This window comes from Kitasatospora xanthocidica, assembly GCF_014656195.1.
Lineage (GTDB): Bacteria > Actinomycetota > Actinomycetes > Streptomycetales > Streptomycetaceae > Kitasatospora > Kitasatospora xanthocidica.
Genome location: NZ_BNBY01000029.1, coordinates 67,722 through 85,375 on the forward strand (window position 1 = coordinate 67,722; position 17,654 = coordinate 85,375).

At 74.2% G+C, this 17,654-nt stretch carries 8 protein-coding genes and 1 pseudogene; 4 read left to right on the plus strand and 5 right to left on the minus strand.

Going from position 1 to position 17,654, the window contains the following annotated elements; all coding sequences use genetic code 11:
• From IE332_RS33465 to IE332_RS33485, 5 genes and pseudogenes are all read right to left on the minus strand, one after another.
• Positions 1 to 285 (minus strand): annotated as a pseudogene (locus IE332_RS33465) (hypothetical protein); the annotation flags it as partial.
• A gap of 2 nt (positions 286 to 287) precedes the next feature.
• Positions 288 to 560, minus strand: a complete 273-nt coding sequence (locus IE332_RS33470; RefSeq protein ID WP_189923902.1) for a phosphopantetheine-binding protein — start codon at positions 558 to 560, stop codon at positions 288 to 290.
• A 12-nt stretch (positions 561 to 572) separates the two neighbouring features.
• Positions 573 to 1,880, minus strand: coding sequence for a type III PLP-dependent enzyme (locus IE332_RS33475; RefSeq protein ID WP_189923904.1), 1,308 nt, complete (start codon positions 1,878 to 1,880; stop codon positions 573 to 575).
• A complete protein-coding gene (locus tag IE332_RS33480; protein WP_189923906.1) occupies positions 1,870 to 3,288 on the minus strand; it encodes a preATP grasp domain-containing protein in 1,419 nt (472 codons plus the stop codon). Before IE332_RS33480 ends, IE332_RS33475 begins: the two co-directional genes overlap by 11 nt.
• A 16-nt stretch (positions 3,289 to 3,304) precedes the next feature.
• Positions 3,305 to 4,255 carry a 3-oxoacyl-[acyl-carrier-protein] synthase III C-terminal domain-containing protein gene (locus IE332_RS33485; RefSeq protein ID WP_189923908.1) on the minus strand — a complete coding sequence of 317 codons (951 nt, stop codon included), beginning with the start codon at positions 4,253 to 4,255 and terminating at the stop codon, positions 3,305 to 3,307.
• Positions 4,256 to 4,455: 200 nt separating this feature from the next.
• Here IE332_RS33485 and sbnB point away from each other — a divergent pair, with 200 nt between their 5' ends.
• From sbnB to IE332_RS33505, 4 genes are read left to right on the plus strand one after another with little or no spacing between them, the layout of a single operon-like run.
• Positions 4,456 to 5,490: a 2,3-diaminopropionate biosynthesis protein SbnB gene (gene sbnB / locus IE332_RS33490; protein ID WP_189923976.1), complete on the plus strand. Its 1,035-nt coding sequence runs from the start codon at positions 4,456 to 4,458 to the stop codon at positions 5,488 to 5,490.
• 35 nt (positions 5,491 to 5,525) lie between these two features.
• A complete protein-coding gene (gene sbnA, locus IE332_RS33495) occupies positions 5,526 to 6,509 on the plus strand; it encodes a 2,3-diaminopropionate biosynthesis protein SbnA (RefSeq protein ID WP_189923910.1) in 984 nt (327 codons plus the stop codon).
• Positions 6,506 to 16,849 (plus strand): non-ribosomal peptide synthetase, encoded by a 10,344-nt coding sequence (locus IE332_RS33500; RefSeq protein WP_189923912.1) that lies wholly within the window; start codon positions 6,506 to 6,508, stop codon positions 16,847 to 16,849. The genes sbnA and IE332_RS33500 overlap by 4 nt, the downstream gene beginning before the upstream one ends.
• 26 nt (positions 16,850 to 16,875) lie before the next feature.
• Positions 16,876 to 17,625: an ABC transporter permease gene (locus tag IE332_RS33505; RefSeq protein WP_229929111.1), complete on the plus strand. Its 750-nt coding sequence runs from the start codon at positions 16,876 to 16,878 to the stop codon at positions 17,623 to 17,625.
• Positions 17,626 to 17,654: the final 29 nt, after the last annotated feature.

The following is a 17,654-nucleotide window of genomic DNA, read 5'->3' on the forward strand; positions in this document are numbered from 1 at the left end:
CCCCACGGCGAGGTCGACCGGTGCCGTGGCCGCGCCCAGCGACTCGACCAGCGCCCGCGACATCGCGGCGAAGGTGTTCCCCGCGCCGGAGCCGGCCAGCTCGGGCCGGTAGTCGACGCCGTAGGCGCCGGTCAGATCGGTGAAGTGGCGTTCGGAGAAGGCGTCGTCGATCCGGGTGGTGCCGGTGCCGAAGACCCGGTGGGTGATCCCGGCCAGCCGCAGCGGCGCGGCGGCGGACCGGCGGTCCCGGGTCCGCGTGAGGACGGGCGCGGCCGTCTGGTACATGCTCAGGCACTCATCTCTGTGATCAGGAAGTCGGCCAGCGAACGCAGCGTCTCGAAGTGGGACATCTCCAGGTGGTCGGTGTCCAGTTCGATGTCCAGGGCCTCCTCCAGCTCCATCAGCAGCTCGAAGACGCCGCTGGAGTCCAGGCCGACCTGGTCGAAGAGGCGGGAGTCCTCGGTGAGCTCGGGGAGCCCGTCGCCGAGGACCGCGCCGAGCGCCCGGCCGATGACGGCCACGAGGGAGGCGCGGTCGAGGGCGGTGGTGGTGTCGCTCATGGTGGGTTCCCTTCAGGAAGCGGTGGCGTGGGCGTCGATGTCGACGAGGTGCTGGCGGTCCAGCAGGTCCTGGTGGCGGTCCCGCTCGCGGACCAGACTCGCCCGGCCCTGCCAGACCAGGACCTCGGCGGGGTGGCCGTGGCTGAGGAAGAACACCGGCGAGGCGCTGGGGCCGTACGCCCCGGAGCGCTCCACCCCGATCAGGTCCCCGGGCCGAACCGGCGGCAGCGCGGCCTTCTTGCCGAGCGTGTCGTTGGGGGTGCAGAGCGGGCCGGTGACGTTCCAGCTCTCGTCGGCCGGCTCGTCGATCCGGTTGAGCAGGGTCATCGGGAAGTTGCGCTTGACGAAGGAGCCGATGCCGACCGCCGCCATGTGGTGGTTGGTCCCGCCGTCGGCGACGGCGAACTTCTCGCCCATCGACTCCTTCACGTAGCGCACCCGCACCACGTAGGTGCCGGCCATGGCGGTCAGGTAGCGGCCCAGCTCCATGACCATCCGGGTGCCGGGGTGGCGCCGGACGAACGCGTCGATCAGCGGGTTCACGCCGGCGGCGAGCGCGTCCAGGTCGAGGTCCCGCTCGCCGTCGAAGTAGGCGACCCCGAGCCCGCCGCCGATGTCCACCAGTTCCAGCGGGAAGTCCAGCCGCTCGGAGATCCGCTCGGCCAGCGCCAGGATCCGCTCGGTGTTCTCGACGACCGCCTCGGCGGCCAGGATCCGGGTGCCCATGTAGACCTGGACGCCCATCAGCCGTACGCCGGGGTGGCGCCCGGCCAGGTCGCCGGCGGCGAGCAGCTGGGCCTCGTCGATGCCGAACTGGCGGGGCTTGCCGCCCATGGTGAGCCCGGAGCCCTTGACCGCGAACTCCGGGTTGACCCGCAGCACCACGTTCGCGGTGCGGCCGCGGGCGGTGGCCAGCTCGTCGATCACGGCGAGTTCCCCGAAGGACTCGCAGATGATCGCGAAGACCCCCTCGTCCAGACAGGCCGCCAGCTCCTCGGGGCTCTTGCCGGGGCCGAGGAAGAGCATGTCGTGCGGGGCGACGCCGGCCCGGCGGGCGGTGGCCAGCTCGGTCAGCGAGGACAGCTCGGCGCGGGCGCCGAAGGCGTGCAGCAGGGCGCAGACCGAGACGTTGGGGTTGGCCTTGAGCGAGTAGAAGACCTCCAGGCTCGGGTGCAGCCGGTCGCGTACGGCGGTGATCCGCTCGCGCAGCACGTCGCCGTCGTAGAGGTAGAGCGGCGTGCCGAAGCGCTCCGCCAGTTCGGTGATACCGAGGCCCTGGATCTCGAACTCGACGGGCCCGGTGGACTGTTCAGTGGACATGGGCTGCTCCTAAGGCCTGGAGCCGGGCGGTCAGGCGCTCGTCCAGGTCGTCCAGTTCGGCGGCCGAGCCGGCCACCACGATGCCGTAGAGGCGGCCGTCGAAGGGCTCGCCCGGCCTGACGTCGAGACCGGCGTTGACGGTCGCGAAGTTGTTGACCAGCAGTCCGCTGCCGGCGGGGTCGGTGAGCAGCAGGTCGCCGAGCAGCTCGCGGAGCCGGTCGAAGCCGAGCCGCCCGTCCAGGCGCACCGGGTAGTGCCGGGCCAGCGCGGCCCGGCCGGGGCCGACGAAGGCCTCCTGCAGCCTGGTCTGGTAGGTGGACATGTTGTTGCGGGCGTTGATCTCCAGCACCGGGTGGACGCCGCCGTCGGCGGTGAGGATGGCGTCGACCCCGACGACCCCGTAGTAGCCGTCCGCGGCGAGCCGCTCGCCCAGCCGGGCCGCCGCGTGGGTGACGTCCGCGAGCTGGCCGGGCGTCAGGTCGGCGGGGAAGCGGTGGCCCTTGTGGACGCCGCCCTCGGTGAGCGCCCGCTTGACGAAGTCGAAGTGTGTCGAGCCGTCCCGGGCGACGGTGAACTGGTAGTTCAGGTCGCCGCGGTTGTCCACCCACTCCTCGACCACGAAGGCGAGGTCCGGCCGGCCGGAGCGCTCCGCCTTGGCCGAGAGCATCTTCAGCACCCGGTCCGCGCGGCGTTCGCCGTCCAGCACCACCAGGCCCTTGCCGGAGACCCCGTAGGCCTCCTTGACCACCGCGCGGCGGCCCTCGGCCAGCAGGCCCTTGGCCTTCTCCAGGGCGGCGGCCAGCTCGCCGACCGTCTCGCAGGTCCAGCCGGCGGGCTGGCGCAGGCCGAGTTCGTCGGCGATCCGGCGGCTGTACACCTTGCTGTTGACGGCCTTGCACCGGGCCGCGCCGGGGGTGGCCAGCGGCAGGCCGGTGCGCTCGGCGAGCAGCTCCTCGGGACGCGAGGTCCCGTGCGGCAGCAGCCGGGCGCCGGAGGCACCGAGCGCGGACAGCCGCTCCAGCAGGGCCGGGTCGTCGAGCGCGTCGGCCGTGACGGTCCGGTCGAAGCGCTGGCCGGCCACGACGTGCACCTCCGGCAGGCCGACGCCCAGGCCGGTGAGGTAGTCGAGGTAGGCCGGGTCGGGCGCGGTCTTGAGCACCACGTGGTCGCCCGGGCGCCCCAGCAGCAGGGCGAACTCGTCCATCCGGTTGACCACCGCGGCGCCGGAGTCGGCGGAGAAGCGCGGCAGGGTGTGCTCGCCGGCCGCCCACTGCTCCTCGACCTCGAAGTTGCCGAGGAGGACCAGCGGGGCGTCCGGGGCGCCCACCGCGGTGCGCAGCCGCTGGGTGAAGTCCGGTGCGGGCGGCGCGGCCGGCGCGGCGGCGGGCCCGGTCAGGGAATCGGTCATGGTGTCCTCCGGCCGCTCAGTGCTCGAAGACCATGGCCGCGAAGGCCTGGCCCAGGCCGGCGGAGGTCATCAGGTACGTGTCGCCCGGCTTGAGCCGGCCGAGCCGGGCGGCGCTCTGGTGGTTGATGAAGGGGTCGGCGCAGAAGCAGTGCCCGGTGGCCGGGATGTTGTCCAGGAAGAGCTTCTCGTCGGGCAGTCCGAGGCGGTCCCCGGTCATCGTCCAGGAGACCCGGTTGACGTTGTGGGGGAGCACCAGGTCGAGGTCCCGCACGCCGATCCCGGCCTGCTCGCAGGCGGCGAGCACGACCTCCTCCAGGGCGTCCTGGTAGATCTGCCGGGCCTGCTTGGCGATCTCCGGGGTCATGTCGATCTGCCCGTCGGGGCGGCCGTGGATCCGGCTGGCGTAGCCGAGCATCCGGTCGTGGTCGCCGGTGGCGCCGACCAGGGCGGCGGCCATGCCCTCGCCCATGATGGACACGTCGGCCACCCACTGGGAGAAGGGGGTGAGCGTCTTGTCCCCGAACAGCACCAGCGCCAGCGCGTCGGGGTCGCCGTCCTCGGCCAGCAGGGTGGCGGCGACGTCCAGGGCGAGCAGGCCGGTGGCGCAGCCGTGGTCGGCGACCGCGAAGGTCTCGGCCCTCGTCAGGCCGAGCTCGGCGCGGACCTCCTGGACGGGGTTGTGCGGGTAGGGCGCGGTGGTCCGCAGGCCCTTGGCCCGCACGATGTAGCGGACCTGCTCCTCCCGGCCGGGCAGCTCCTCCAGCTTGCCCACGGCGGCCAGCATCAGCTCGGCCTCCGACTGCGCGGACTGGCAGATGCGGTCCAGTCCGTAGAGCCGGGTGAACCGGCGGATCTGCTGATCGCTCAGCGAGAGCCCGTCCTGGAGCGCGGAGACCGGGACGGTCTCCGGGAGATGGCTCGATACCGCCAGCAGTGCCGGCGATCCGGTCGAACCGGGCTTCTTCATCGGCTTCCTCCGCCTCCGACTGCACGGTCGTGTGATTGCTCGGCAAGCTAACCGGCGCGACTGACGAGCTACTGACATTGCGCTGACCCGAACGGGCCCCAGGAGCACGTCAGTTACCGGTCAGCAGCCGGTCAGTGGAAGTACCGAGCATGGGCGGCAGTCAGATCGTCATGCGTCGTATGCCAGGGAGCGTGGAGCTCATGTCCGAACTGCCGCCGACCTTCGCGGTGATCCCGGGTTCGCAGGTCAACCAAGTGCTGCGCGGCCGGGAGAAGCAGGTCATCGAACTGGTCGAGGAGGCATACCGGCTGCACGGGACGGGCCTGACCGTCAACCCGCCCTCGTACTTCCTGCGCTTCCCGGACCGGCCGGACTCGCGGATCATCGCCCTGCCGGCCTCGGTGGGCGGCGGCGTGGGGGTGGACGGCCTGAAATGGGTGTCCAGCTTCCCCCGGAACATCGACTCCGGGCTGCCCCGGGCCTCGGCGGCGCTGCTGCTCAACGACCGTGCCACCGGGTACCCGTTCGCCCTGCTGGAGGGGTCGGTGATCAGCGCCGCGCGGACCGCGGCCTCGGCCGCCCTGGGGGCGGACCTGCTCTCCCGGGAGCGCGGCCGGCCGAACCGGGTCGGCTTCGTCGGCACCGGGCTGATCGCCCGCTTCCTGCACACCTACCTGGTGGGCTCCGGCTGGGAGTTCGACCGGGTGGCCGTGCACGACCTCGACCCCCGGCACGCCGCGGGCTTCCGCGGCTACCTGGAGTCGGCCGGGCACGCCGGGCGGGTGACGGTGCACGAGCGGGCCGAGGACCTGATCCGCGACTGCGACCTGGTGGTCTTCGCCACCGTGGCCGCGACCCCGCACGTGTCCGATCCGGCGTGGTTCGCGCACAACCCCCTGGTCCTGCACGTCTCGCTGCGCGACCTGGCGCCCGAGGTGATCCTCGCCGCCACCAACGTGGTCGACGACGTCGAGCACTGCCTGAAGGCGAACACCTCCGTGCACCTCGCCGAACAGCTCGTCGGCCACCGGGAGTTCGTGGCCGGAACGCTCCACGACGTGCTGACCGGCGAGCTGCGGCCGGCCGGGGACCGGCCGCTGGTCTTCTCCCCGTTCGGCCTCGGCGTACTGGATCTGGTGGTCGGAAAGTTCGTCTACGACCACGTCTCCGCCGCCGGCGACCTCACGGTGGTGGACGGATTCTTCGACGAGACAACCCGCTACGGGAAAAGTTGACCAGCGGCCGCCGCGCCGTGGGTGGGAGTCCTCCTGTGCCAGTCATCAACACGCCCCAGGAATTCAACGTCGACGACCTCTACGTCGACCTCCAGTGGCTGTCCGGCCACCCGATCTACCTCAAGTGCGAGGGATTCAACTTCGCCGGTTCGATCAAACTCAAGGCGGCCGCCGAAATGCTCGCCACCGCCGAGCGGGCCGGGCGGCTGCGCCCCGGCGCCCGGCTGGTCGAGAGCTCCTCGGGGAACATGGGCATCGCCATCAGCCTGATCGCCGCCGCCCGCGGCTACCGCTTCACCTGCGTCACCGACTCCCGCTGCACCGCGGCGGCCCGCCGGCTGATGCGGGCCCTCGGCACCGAGGTGCACGTGGTCACCGAACCGGACCCGGTGGAGGGCCTGCTGGGCGCCCGGCTGGCCGAGGTGCGCCGGCTCCGGGACGGCCCCGAGGGCCACATCTGGCTCAACCAGTACGCGAACGAGGGCAACTGGCTGGCCCACTTCCAGACCACCGGACCGGAGATGCTCAAGAGCTTCCCGGGCCTGGACGTGGTCTTCCTCGGCGCCGGCACCACCGGGACGCTGATGGGCTGCGCCCGCTACCTGCGCCAGGCCAAGCCCTCGGTCAAGGTGGTGGCGATCGACAGCGTCGGGTCGGTGACCTTCGGCACCCCGGCGTCGCCCCGGTCGATCCCCGGCCTGGGCGCCGGCGTCCGGCCGCAGATCCTCGACGAGGACTTCGTCGACGAGGTCGTGCACATCGCCGAACCGGAGACCGTGCGCACCTGCCGCCGGCTCTCCGCCCGGGGATTCGTGTTCGGCGGATCCACCGGGACCGTGGTGGCCGGCGCGGTGGCCTGGCTGAAGGCCAACGACCCCGACCGGACCGCCACCGCGGTCGCCGTCTCCCCGGACCTGGGCGACCGCTACCTGGACACCATCTACAGCGATGAGTGGGCCACCGAGACCTACGGGATCGACCTCGCCGCGAGCCCGGCGACCAGGAGGAGCGCATCATGACCGTACCCACGGCGGCGGGGCTGGCCCTCTCGGCCGGCCAGGCCGACATCTGGTTCGACGAGAAGCTCAGCGGAGGCGGCAGCGCCTACAACACGGCCGGCTACCTGGACATCCGCGGCCCGCTGGACCCCGAGCTGTTCCGGCGCGCCGCCCGGCGGCTGGTCGAGGAGGCCGAGTGCACCCGGGTCCGGGTGCGGGAACTGGACGGCGCGCCCCGGCAGGTCGTCGAGCCGCTCGCCGACCTGCCGTACCGGCTCCTCGAACCGGGCGACGAGCAGGCGGCGCTGGCCTGGATGCGGGCCGACCTGGACACCGCCTTCGACCCGGAGGAGGGCCCGCTGTTCCGGCTGGCGCTGCTGCGCCTGGGCGCCGACCGGGCCCTGTTCTACATGTGCATCCACCACCTGCTCTGCGACGGCTACAGCCAGGTCGTCTTCTGGCGGCGGCTGTCGGAGATCTACCGGGCGCTGCTGACCGGGCAGGACCCGGCCGCCGGCACGCTCCCGCCGCTGAGCGTCCTGCTGGACGGCGAACGGGCCTACCAGGAATCCGCGCAGGTCACCCGCGACCAGGAGTACTGGCAGCGCCGCTTCCCCGACACCCCCGAACCGGTCAGCCTGGCCGTCCGGGACGCCGAGCCCGGGCCCGGCTTCGTGCGCGGCCGCTTCGAACTGGACGGGCCGACCGCGGACCGGCTGCGCGAGGTCGCCCGGGACGCCTCGGTGACCTGGCCGACCGTGGTGATGGCCGCCGTCGGCGCCTACACCTGGCGGCTGACCGGCGTGCGCGACGTACTGCTCACCGTCCCGGTCACCGCCCGGGTGGGCGCGGCGATGCGGGCCGTCCCCGGCATGGTGGCCAACACCCTGCCGCTGGCGCTGCGTTACGACCCCGGCGCCACCCGCGGCGAACTGCTCCGGCAGACCTCGCGCGAGTTCACCCGCGGCATCAAGCACCAGCGGCTGCGGGTCAGCCGGATCCGCCGCGCACTGGGCCTGCGCAGCGACGACAAGCGCCCCTTCGGGCCGCTGGTCAACATCCTGCCGCAGCAGACCCTGCTCCCGCTCGGTCCGTGCGAGATGACCGTCAACAACCTCTCCACCGGCCTGATCGACGACTTCGAGATCACCCTGGTGGAGGCCGCCGCCGGGCAGGGCATGACCGTCCACCTCAGCGGAAACGACCGCCGCTACGACCAGGCGGAGATGGACGCGCACGCCGCCCGGCTGCGCCGCCTGGTCGAACGCTTCGTGGACCTGGGGCCCGACACCCCGCTCGGCCGGCTGGACCTGCTCGCCGACGAGCACCGGGCCGCCCTGCTGCGCGCGGGCGCCGGGGCCGCGGCGGCGACCTCCACCGAAGGCCTGGTGGAACGGGTGCGGAAGGTGGCCGAACGCACGCCGGACGCGATCGCCGTGACCGACCCGACCGGCAGCCTCACCTACGCCCAGCTGGTCGCCGGCGCGGGCGCCGTCTCCCGGCAGCTGCCGGTGCCCGGCCTGGTGGCCGTCCTGGCCGCGCCCGGGCGCGAGTTCGTCACCGCGGTGCTCGGCGTGATCGGCTCCGGCGGGGCGTACGTCCCGCTCGACGTCCGGGCGCCGAAGGCCCGGCTGGCCGCGCTGATCCGGGACAGCGGCGCGGCCTGGGTGCTGGCGGACGCCGCGCACCACGCGCGCGCCGTCGAACTGGCCGAACTCGCGGGCGGCGCCGCCGAACCGCTGCTGCTGGACGCCACCCCGGACCCGCTCCGGGAGCTGCCCGCGCCGGTCGGCTCCGGCGACCACCTGGCGTACGTCATCTACACCTCCGGGTCCACCGGCGCGCCCAAGGGCGCCATGGTGCACCGCGCCGGCATGGTCAACCACCTGCTGGGCAAGATCGAGGACCTCGGCCTCACCGCGGCCGACGCCGTGGTGCAGAACGCCCCCGTCACCTTCGACATCTCGGTCTGGCAGATGCTCGCCCCGCTGCTGGCCGGCGGCCGGGTGCGGATCGTCGACCGGGACACCGCGGCCGACCCGTACCTGCTCTTCCCGCTGACCACCGCCGAGTCGATCAGCGTGCTCGAAGTGGTGCCCTCGCTGCTGCGGGCGGCCCTGGACGCCTGGCAGTCCGCCGGGCAGCCGCCCCGGCTCCCGCGGCTGCGGCTGCTGATGGTGACCGGCGAGGTGCTGCCGGCCGACCTGGCCGCCCGCTGGACCGCCGCCTTCCCCACCGTCCCGCTGGTCAACGCCTACGGGCCGACCGAGTGCTCGGACGACGTGACGCACGCGGTGATCACCCCCGGCACCGAGCTGACCGGGACGGGCGCGCCGATCGGCCGCCCGCTGCGCAACACCCTGCTCTACCTGCTGGACGACGAACTGCACCCCGTCCCGGACGGCGTGGCCGGCGACCTCTACGCCGCCGGGGCCGGCGTCGGCCGCGGCTACCTCGGCGACCCGGGCCGCACCGCCACCGCCTTCCTCGCCGACCCGTTCGGCCCGCCCGGCACCCGGATGTACCGCACCGGCGACCGCGCGGTGCGCCGCCCCGACGGCCAGCTGGAGTTCCTGGAACGCCGCGACCACCAGGTGAAGATCCGCGGCCACCGGATCGAGCTCGGCGAGATCGAGGCCGCCCTGCGCGGCCAGCCCGGGCTGGCGCAGGCCGCCGTCGTGGCCGTCCCCGACCCGCAGGGCCGCCGGCAGCTCGTCGGCTACCTGGTCTCCGACGGGCCCGTCGCCCCCGACCTCGCCGAGGTCCGCCGCCGACTGGCCGGCGTCCTGCCCGACTACATGCTCCCGGCGCACCTGAGGGTCCTGCCCGAGCTGCCCTTGACCGCACACGGAAAGGTGGACCGCATGGCGCTGCCCGCACCGGACTTCGCCGCACCCGCAGGCGACCGGCCGACCCGCACCCGCACCGAGGAGATCCTCTGCGGGGTGCTGGCCGAGGTCCTCGGCCTGGCCGAGGTCGGCGTGGACGACAGCTTCTTCTCGCTGGGTGGCGACAGCATCAGCTCCATCCAGGTCGTCAGCCGGGCCCGTCGGGCCGGCCTCGCCGTCACCGCGCGCGACGTCTTCGACTACCGCACCCCCCGGGCCATGGCGGCCGTCGCCGAGCCGGTGGGCGCCGACCCGACCGCCGCCCAGGGCGTCGACGAGGGCCCGGGCGAGCTCGAACTGCTCCCGATCGCCCACCAGTTGCGGGAAAGCCTGGAGAGCCTGGACAGCCCCGCGCGGGAGTACAGCCAGCACGTGGTCCTCGACCTGCCGGCCGGCATCGGCGAGCCCCAGCTGGTCACCGCCCTGCAGGCGGTCCTCGACCGGCACCAGGCGCTGCGCCAGAAGCTGGCCGTACCGGTCGAGGGGCTGTGGACCCTGGAGGTGCTGGCGCCCGGCGCCGTCCGGGCCGAACGGCTGCTGGAGACCGCCGCGGCCACCGCAGCCCCGCTCGCCGGACAGCTCGCCGAACACACCGCCGTCGCCCGCGCCCTGCTCGCCCCCGAGGACGGCGTGATGCTGCGTGCGGTGCTGCTCACCGGCGCCGCCGGGGCGCCGGACCGGCTGATCCTGGTCGGCCACCACCTCGCCGTGGACGGCGTCTCCTGGCGCATCCTGCTGCCCGACCTGCGCGAGGCCTGGACGGACGCGGCGGCCGGTCGCACCCCGGAACCCGACCCGGTGCCGACCTCCCTGCGGCACTGGGGCCGGGCCCTGTCCGAGGAGGCCAGGAGCGCCTACCGGGTCCGCGAACTCCCCTTCTGGCGCCGCCAGCTGGAAGGCGAGGACGCCCCGCTGGGCGCGCGCCCGCTGGACCCGGCCCGGGACGTCCGGGCCACCGCCGGCCACCTGCGGGCCGAACTGCCCACCGAGCTGACCCGGCAGCTGCTGACCGCCGCGCCGGCCGCCTTCCACGCCGAGACCAACGACCTGCTGCTGACCGCCCTCACCCTGGCCGCGGCCGACTGGCGCCACCGCCGCGGCGTGCCGCAGCCCGACCTGCTGGTGGAGATCGAGGGCCACGGCCGCGAACAGCTCGGCGCCGAACTCGACCTCTCCCGCACCGTCGGCTGGCTCACCAGCGTCTACCCGGCCCGGCTGGACGCCGGCGAGACCGACTGGGCCGACCTGTGGTCCGGTGGCCGCTCGGCCGGCTCCGCGCTCAAGCGGATCAAGCAGCAGCTGCGCGAACTGCCCGGCCACGGACTGGGCTTCGGGCTGCTGCGGCACCTCAACCCGCAGACCCAGGGCGTGCTGTCCCGGCTCGCCACCCCGCAGTTCGGCTTCAACTACCTGGGCCGGTTCACCGGCACGGCGGGCCTGTCGGCGGCCGGCGGCGAGGCCGTCGGCCTGGGCGCCGCACCCCGGACGCCGCTGCGCCACGTGGTCGAACTGTCCGCGGTGGCCGAGGACCGCGCCGACGGACCGGTCCTGGTGGTCCAGTGGGACTGGGCCGGGGAACTGCTCACCACCGACGAGGTCGAGGACCTCGCCGCCACCTGGCAGCGGGCCCTGGAAGCCCTGGTCGCCCACGCCGGCACCGCCGGCGCCGGCGGCCGCACCCCCGCGGACTTCCCGCTGGTCGCCCTGACCCAGGCCGAGGTGGAGTCCTTCGAACGGACCGCCGGCCCGCTGGCCGACGTGCTGCCGCTGACCGCGCTGCAGCAGGGCCTCTTCTTCCAGGCCGAGTTCGACCGGGAGGGCGTCGACCCGTACACCCTGCAGATCGCCGTGGACGTGGCCGGCGAGCTCGACCCGGCCCTGCTGCGCGCCTCCGCCGAGGCACTGCTGCGCCGCCACGACAACCTGCGGGCCGCCTTCCTCACCCGCGACGACGGCGAACCGGTGCAGGTCGTGCCGGAGCGCGTACGGCTGGGCTGGTCCGAGCAGGACCTCACCGGCCTCACGGGCGCGGCCCAGCAGCAGCGGCTCACCGAACTCACCGACGAGGAACTCTCCCGGCGGTTCGACCTGGCCAGCCCCCCGCTGGTCCGCTTCACCGTGCTGCGCCTGGGCGCCGGACGCCACCGGCTGCTGTGGAGCGTGCACCACGCCCTGGTGGACGGCTGGTCGATGGCGATCTTCGCCCAGGAGCTCTTCACCCTCTACGCCAACGGCGCCGACCCGTCGGTCCTGGCCCCGGTCGCCCCGTACCGCGACTACGCGGCCTGGCTGGAGACCACCGACGACGAGGCCGACCGCGCCGCCTGGAAGACCGTGCTGGACGGCGTCGGCGAGGGCACGGTGCTGTTCCCCGGCGCCGGCGCGGCCGAACCGGCCCTGCCGCAGGAGCTGTTCGCCGAGGTCGACGAGGAGCTCACCGCCCGGCTCACCGCCTGGGCCGGCGGCCACGGACTGACCCTCAACACCGTCGTCCAGGGCGCCTGGGCCGTCCTGCTCGGCGAGCTCACCGGCCGGCGCGACGTGCTCTTCGGCAGCGTCGGCTCCGGCCGCCCGGCCGAGCTGGCCGGGGTGGAGACGATCGTCGGCTCCTTCCTCAACACCCTGCCGGTCCGGGTCCGCCTCGACCGGGGAGGCTCGGTGGCCGCGCTGCTGAGCGAGCTCCAGGAGCAGCAGTTCACGCTCGCCGACCACCAGCGGATCGGCCTCGCCGAACTGCGGCAACTGGTCGGCGCGGGCGAGCTGTTCGACACCGTACTGAGCTTCAACAACTACCCGATGGCCGACGTCACCAGCCTGGCCGGCCTCGTCCCCGGGCTGGACTTCCTGGCCGGCGAGGCCAGGGTGGTCGCCTCCTACCCGTTCGCGCTCTCGGTCTACCCCGGCAGCACGCTGCGCCTGCACGTCCAGTACAGCCCGTCCGCGGTCGGGCGGGAGACCGCCTCGGACCTCACCGGACGGTTCGTGCGGCTGCTGTCCGACCTGGTCTCCCGGCCGGGCGTCAGGACGGCCGAACTCTCGGCGCTGACCGAGGAGGAGCGGTCGACGATCCTGCGCGGCTGGGGCGGCACCGTCACCGCCGACCCGGGCACCGTGGTCACCGAGCTCTTCGAGGCCAGGGCCGCGCACCGCCCGCAGGCGCCCGCCGTGCTGTTCCGCGGCACCGAACTCGGCTACGGCGAACTCAACGCCCGGGCCAACCGGCTCGCCCGGCTGCTGATCGACCGCGGGGTCGGCCCCGAGCAGACCGTCGCCCTCGCCCTGCCGCGCGGCCCGGAAGCGGTCGGCGCCACCCTCGCGGTGCTCAAGGCCGGGGCCGGCTTCCTGCCGATCGACGCCGACTACCCGGCGGACCGGATCGCCTACATGCTCGCCGACGCGGCCCCGGCCGTCCTGGTGACCAGCGCCGAGGCGGCCGCCGTGCTCCCGGTGCAGGGGGTGCCGCTGCTGCTGCCCGCGGAGCCGGAGACCGTCGCCGAACTGGCGCTGCTCCCCGACACCGACGTGACCGACCGGGAGCGCACCGCGCCGCTGCGGCCCGGGCACCTGGCGTACACCATCTACACCTCCGGATCGACCGGTCGCCCCAAGGGCGTCATGGTGGACCACCGCGGCTTCGCCGCGATGATCGCCTCACTGGTGCGCCGCTTCGGCCTCGACGAGTCCGTCCGGGTCCTCCAGTTCGCCTCGCTCAGCTTCGACGCCTCGGTCTGGGAGCTGGGGCTGGCACTGCTCAACGGCGGCGTCCTGGTCATCGCCGACGAGGAGAGCCGCGGCTCCGGGCAGCCGCTGGCCGAGCTGCTCGCCTCCGCCCGGGTCACCCTGGCCGGGCTGCCCCCCGCGGTGGCGGCCGCGCTGCCCGAGGACGCCGAACTGCCGGCCGGCCTGACCGTCGCGGTGGCGGGCGAGGCCTGCCCGCCCGAGGTGGTCGCCCGACTGGCCGGCCGGGTACGGCTGTTCAACGGCTACGGGCCCACCGAGGCCGTGGTCGCCGCCACGGTCGCCGGACCGCTGCGGGCCGGTGACGGCCGGCCGCCGATCGGCGGCCCGACCGCCGCGCACCGGGTGTACGTGCTGGACGGCGCGCTGCGCCCGGTCGGCGCCGGCGTGACGGGGGAGCTGTACCTCGGCGGCGGACTGGCCCGGGGCTACCTCAACCAGCCCGGCCTGACCGCCCAGCGCTTCGTCGCCGACCCGCACGGCCCGGCCGGCGAGCGGATGTACCGCACCGGCGACCTGGTGCGCTGGCTGCCGGACGGACAGCTCGACTTCCTCGGGCGCGCCGACGACCAGGTCCAGCTGCGCGGCTTCCGGGTCGAGCTCGGCGAGATCGAGGCGGTGCTGGCCGGACACCCGGCGGTCTCCGGCGCCCTGGTGACACTGCGTCAGGAGAGCGCGGGAGGCGGCCAGTTGGTCGCCTACGTGGTCGGTGAGGAGTCCGGCCGGGCGCTGGAGGGCGAGCTGCGGCGGTACGTCGCCGAGGTCATGCCCGAGCACATGGTGCCCGCCGCCGTCGTCCGGCTGGAGCGCTGGCCGCTCACCCCGCAGGGCAAGGTGGACCGCAAGGCGCTCCCGGCACCGGACTTCGCCGGACAGGCGACCGGCCGGGCCCCGCGCACCCTCGCCGAGGAGATCCTCTGCGGCATCTTCGCGGACGTCCTGGAACTGCCCCGGGTGGGCATCGACGACGACTTCTTCGCCCTCGGCGGGCACTCGCTGCTGGCCACCCGGGTGGTCGGCCGGGCCCGCCGCCTGCTGGGCGTCGAACTGCCCATCCGCGCCCTGTTCGAGGCCCGTACGGTGGCCGCGCTGGCCGCCCGGGTGGCCGGCGCGGACGAGGCCAGGCCGGAGGTTCGGGCCCGGGCGGCCGCAGCGGCCGGCGGGATCGTCCCGCTCTCCTACGCCCAGCGCCGGCTCTGGTTCGTCCACCGGATGGAGGAGGGCGGCCCGAGCGCCTACAACGTGCCGCTGGCGCTGCGGATCGGCGGCGGGCTCGACCCGGACGCCCTGCAGTCCGCGCTGCGCGACGTGGTGGCCCGCCACCAGGTGCTGCGCTCGGTCTTCCCGCACCAGGACGACGTGCCCTACCAGCGGGTCCTGGACGCCCCCGCGGGTGACCCGGTGCTGGTCGTCACCCAGATCCCGGAGGCCGAGCTGGCCGCCGCGCTCACCGCCGAGGCCCGGGCCGGCTTCGACCTGATGGTCGAACCCGCCCTGCGGACCAGGCTGTTCGGCCTCGGCGGCGACGAGTACGTGCTGCTGCTGGTGTTCCACCACATCGCCTTCGACGGCTGGTCCATCGCCCCGCTGGTCCGCGACCTCGGGGTGGCCTACGCCGCCCGGGCGGCCGGGCGCGGGCCCGACTGGACCCCGCTGCCCGTGCAGTACTCCGACTTCTCGCTCTGGCAGCGCGACGTGCTCGGCGCCGAGGGCGACCCGGACAGCGTGCTGTCCCGCCAACTCGAGTACTGGCGGGCCGAACTGGCCGGACTGCCCGAGGAGCTGGAGCTGCCCGCCGACTTCCCCCGGCCCGCGGTGAGCAGCCACCGGGGCGACGGCGTCGACTTCGACGTCGAACCCGAGCTCCACGCCCGCCTCACCGAGATCGCCCGGGAGTCCGGCGCGACCGTCTTCATGGTCCTCCAGGCGGCGTTCGCGGCCCTGCTGACCCGGCTCGGCGCCGGCACCGACATCCCGCTCGGCAGCCCCATCGCCGGCCGGACCGACGACGCGCTCACCGACCTGGTCGGCACCTTCATCAACACCCTGGTGCTGCGCACCGACACCTCCGGCGACCCGGCCTTCCGCACCCTGCTGGACCGGGTCCGGGAGACCGACCTGGCCGGCTACGCCCACCAGGACCTGCCCTTCGAGCAGATCGTCGAGGCGGTCAACCCGACCCGCTCGCTCGGCCGGCACCCGCTCTTCCAGGTGATGCTGGTCCTGCAGAACAACGCGGACGCGCCCGCCGCGCTGCCCGGACTGCGGGTCACGCCGGAGCCGGTGGAGACCGGCACCACCAAGTTCGACCTGCGCCTGCAGTTCGACGAGGTCCACGTCGACGGCCGCCCGGCCGCGCTGCGCGGACTGCTGGAGTACGCGACCGACCTCTACACCGAGGCCACCGTCCGGGCGCTGACCGAACGGCTGCTGCGGGTGCTGCGCGCGGTCGCGGCGGACCCGGAGGTCCGGCTCTCCCGGATCCCCGTGCCGTCGATGCCGGCGCCGGCACCGGTGTCGTCCGTGCCGTCGGTGCCGTCCGTGCCGTCCGCGGAGCCCCGGCCGGTGGAGGGCGCACCGGCGCTGCCCGCACCGAGCGGCCCGCTGGCCCCGCGGACCCGCACCGAGGAGGTGCTGAGCGGGATCGTCACCAAGGTGCTCGGGCTGGCGGCGATCGGCGTCGACCAGGTCTTCTTCGAGCACGGGATGGACAGCATCCGGTCGATGCAGGTGGTCAGCCAGGCCAGGAAGGCCGGGCTGCAGCTCAGCATCGCCGACGTCTTCGCGCACCAGACCACCGAGCTGCTGGCGGCCGAGCTGGACCGCCGCGCGGAGCCCGTCCGGCAGGCCCCGCCCCGGGGATCGGTGATCGACGAGGTCTTCCACCAGCTGGACGCCCAGGAGAACGCCGACCCGTTCGCGACGGTGCTCGCCCTGCGGCCCGGCGGCGACCGGCCCCCGCTGTTCTGCCTGCACAGCGGCGTCGGCTTCGCGCTGCCGTACCTGGGGCTGGCCCGGCACATCGGCGCCGAGTACCCGATCTACGGGATCCAGGCCCCCAGCATCACCGAACTCGCCCCGCTGGCGGCCGATCTGCGCTCGATGGCGGCCGAGTACGTGAAGATCGTCCGGCGGGTGCGGCCGGAGGGCCCGTACCACCTGCTCGGCTGGTCCTTCGGCGGCTCGCTGGCCTACGAGATCGCCGTCCAGCTCCAGGAGGCCGGCGCCGAGGTGGGCCTGCTGGCCAACCTCGACTCCTACCCGCGTACCGCGGCGCAGGAGGAGGGCGACGACCAGTCGCTGCTGGGCTGGGTGGTCGAACTCGTCGGCCAGGACAAGTCCGCCTTCGCCGGCCGCGAGCTGACCCCGGACGACGTGGTGGAGGTGCTCCGCAGCAGTGACAGCCCGATGGCGCGCCTCGGCACCGAGCGGATCTTCGCGATGCTGAGCTCGATGCGCAACAACGGCTCGCTGCTGAACGGCTTCGACCCGCGCCCGTTCAAGGGCCGGATGCAGCTCTTCGTGGCCTCGGCGAACCTCTCGCCGGAGCAGGTCGAGCAGCAGGCCGGGCGCTGGCGCCCGCACGTCGAGGGCGGCGTGGACGTGCACCAGGTCCCGTGCAGCCACGACTACATGATGCACCCGGACCCGCTGGCCCTGATCGGCGGAGCCGTGGCGGCCGAACTGCAGCGGGCGCACCTGACCGCGGCGCTGCGGGCCGGCGGCGCGTCGTGAGGCGGCTCGCGGTGGAGGTGTCGGCGGTGGCCGCGCGGCGGCTGCGGCACCTGCGGCGGGCCCCGGGCCGGTTCCTGGGCATCACGCTCAACCCGCTGCTGTCGATGCTGGTGCTCGGGATCCTGTTCCAGAAGTCCGCCACCGTGCCCGGCGGCGGGAGCTACCAGGAGTACGTGTTCGCCGGCGCGGTCGTCCAGGCCGGGCTGGCCGGGGTCGGCCCCACCGCGATCGCGGTCGCCTCCGACGTGCGCGGCGGCATGGCGGACCGCTTCCGGTCGATGCCGATCGCCCGCTCGGCGGTGCTGCTGGGGCACACCGCGGCCGACTTCCTGGTCGGCCTCGGCGGCCTCGCGCTGCTGACCGTCTTCGGGGTGCTGCTCGGCTGGCGCCCGCACGGCGGCGTCGGCGAGACGCTCGGCGCCTTCGCGCTGGCGGCCGCCTTCGGCTACGCGATGCTCTGGGTCGGGGTGGTGCTGGGCCTGGTCTCCCGCAGTCTGGAGACGATCAGCTCGATCACCCCGCTGGTGGCCACCGTGCTGCCGTTCCTGTCCACCGCCTTCGTGGCGCCGCAGAACCTGCCCGGCTGGCTGCGACCGGTCGCCGAGTGGAACCCGGTCAGCGTGGTCGCCCAGACCTGCCGCACGCTCTGGCACAGCGGCGGGGGAGCGACGGACTTCCCGTCCGCCCATCCCGTCCCGGTGCTCGCGCTGACCCTCGGACTGACCCTGCTGCTCAGCGCCTCCTTCGGGCTGCGGCGCTACCGCACGGCGGTCTGAGCCCCGCCCGACACGAAACCCCCGACCGA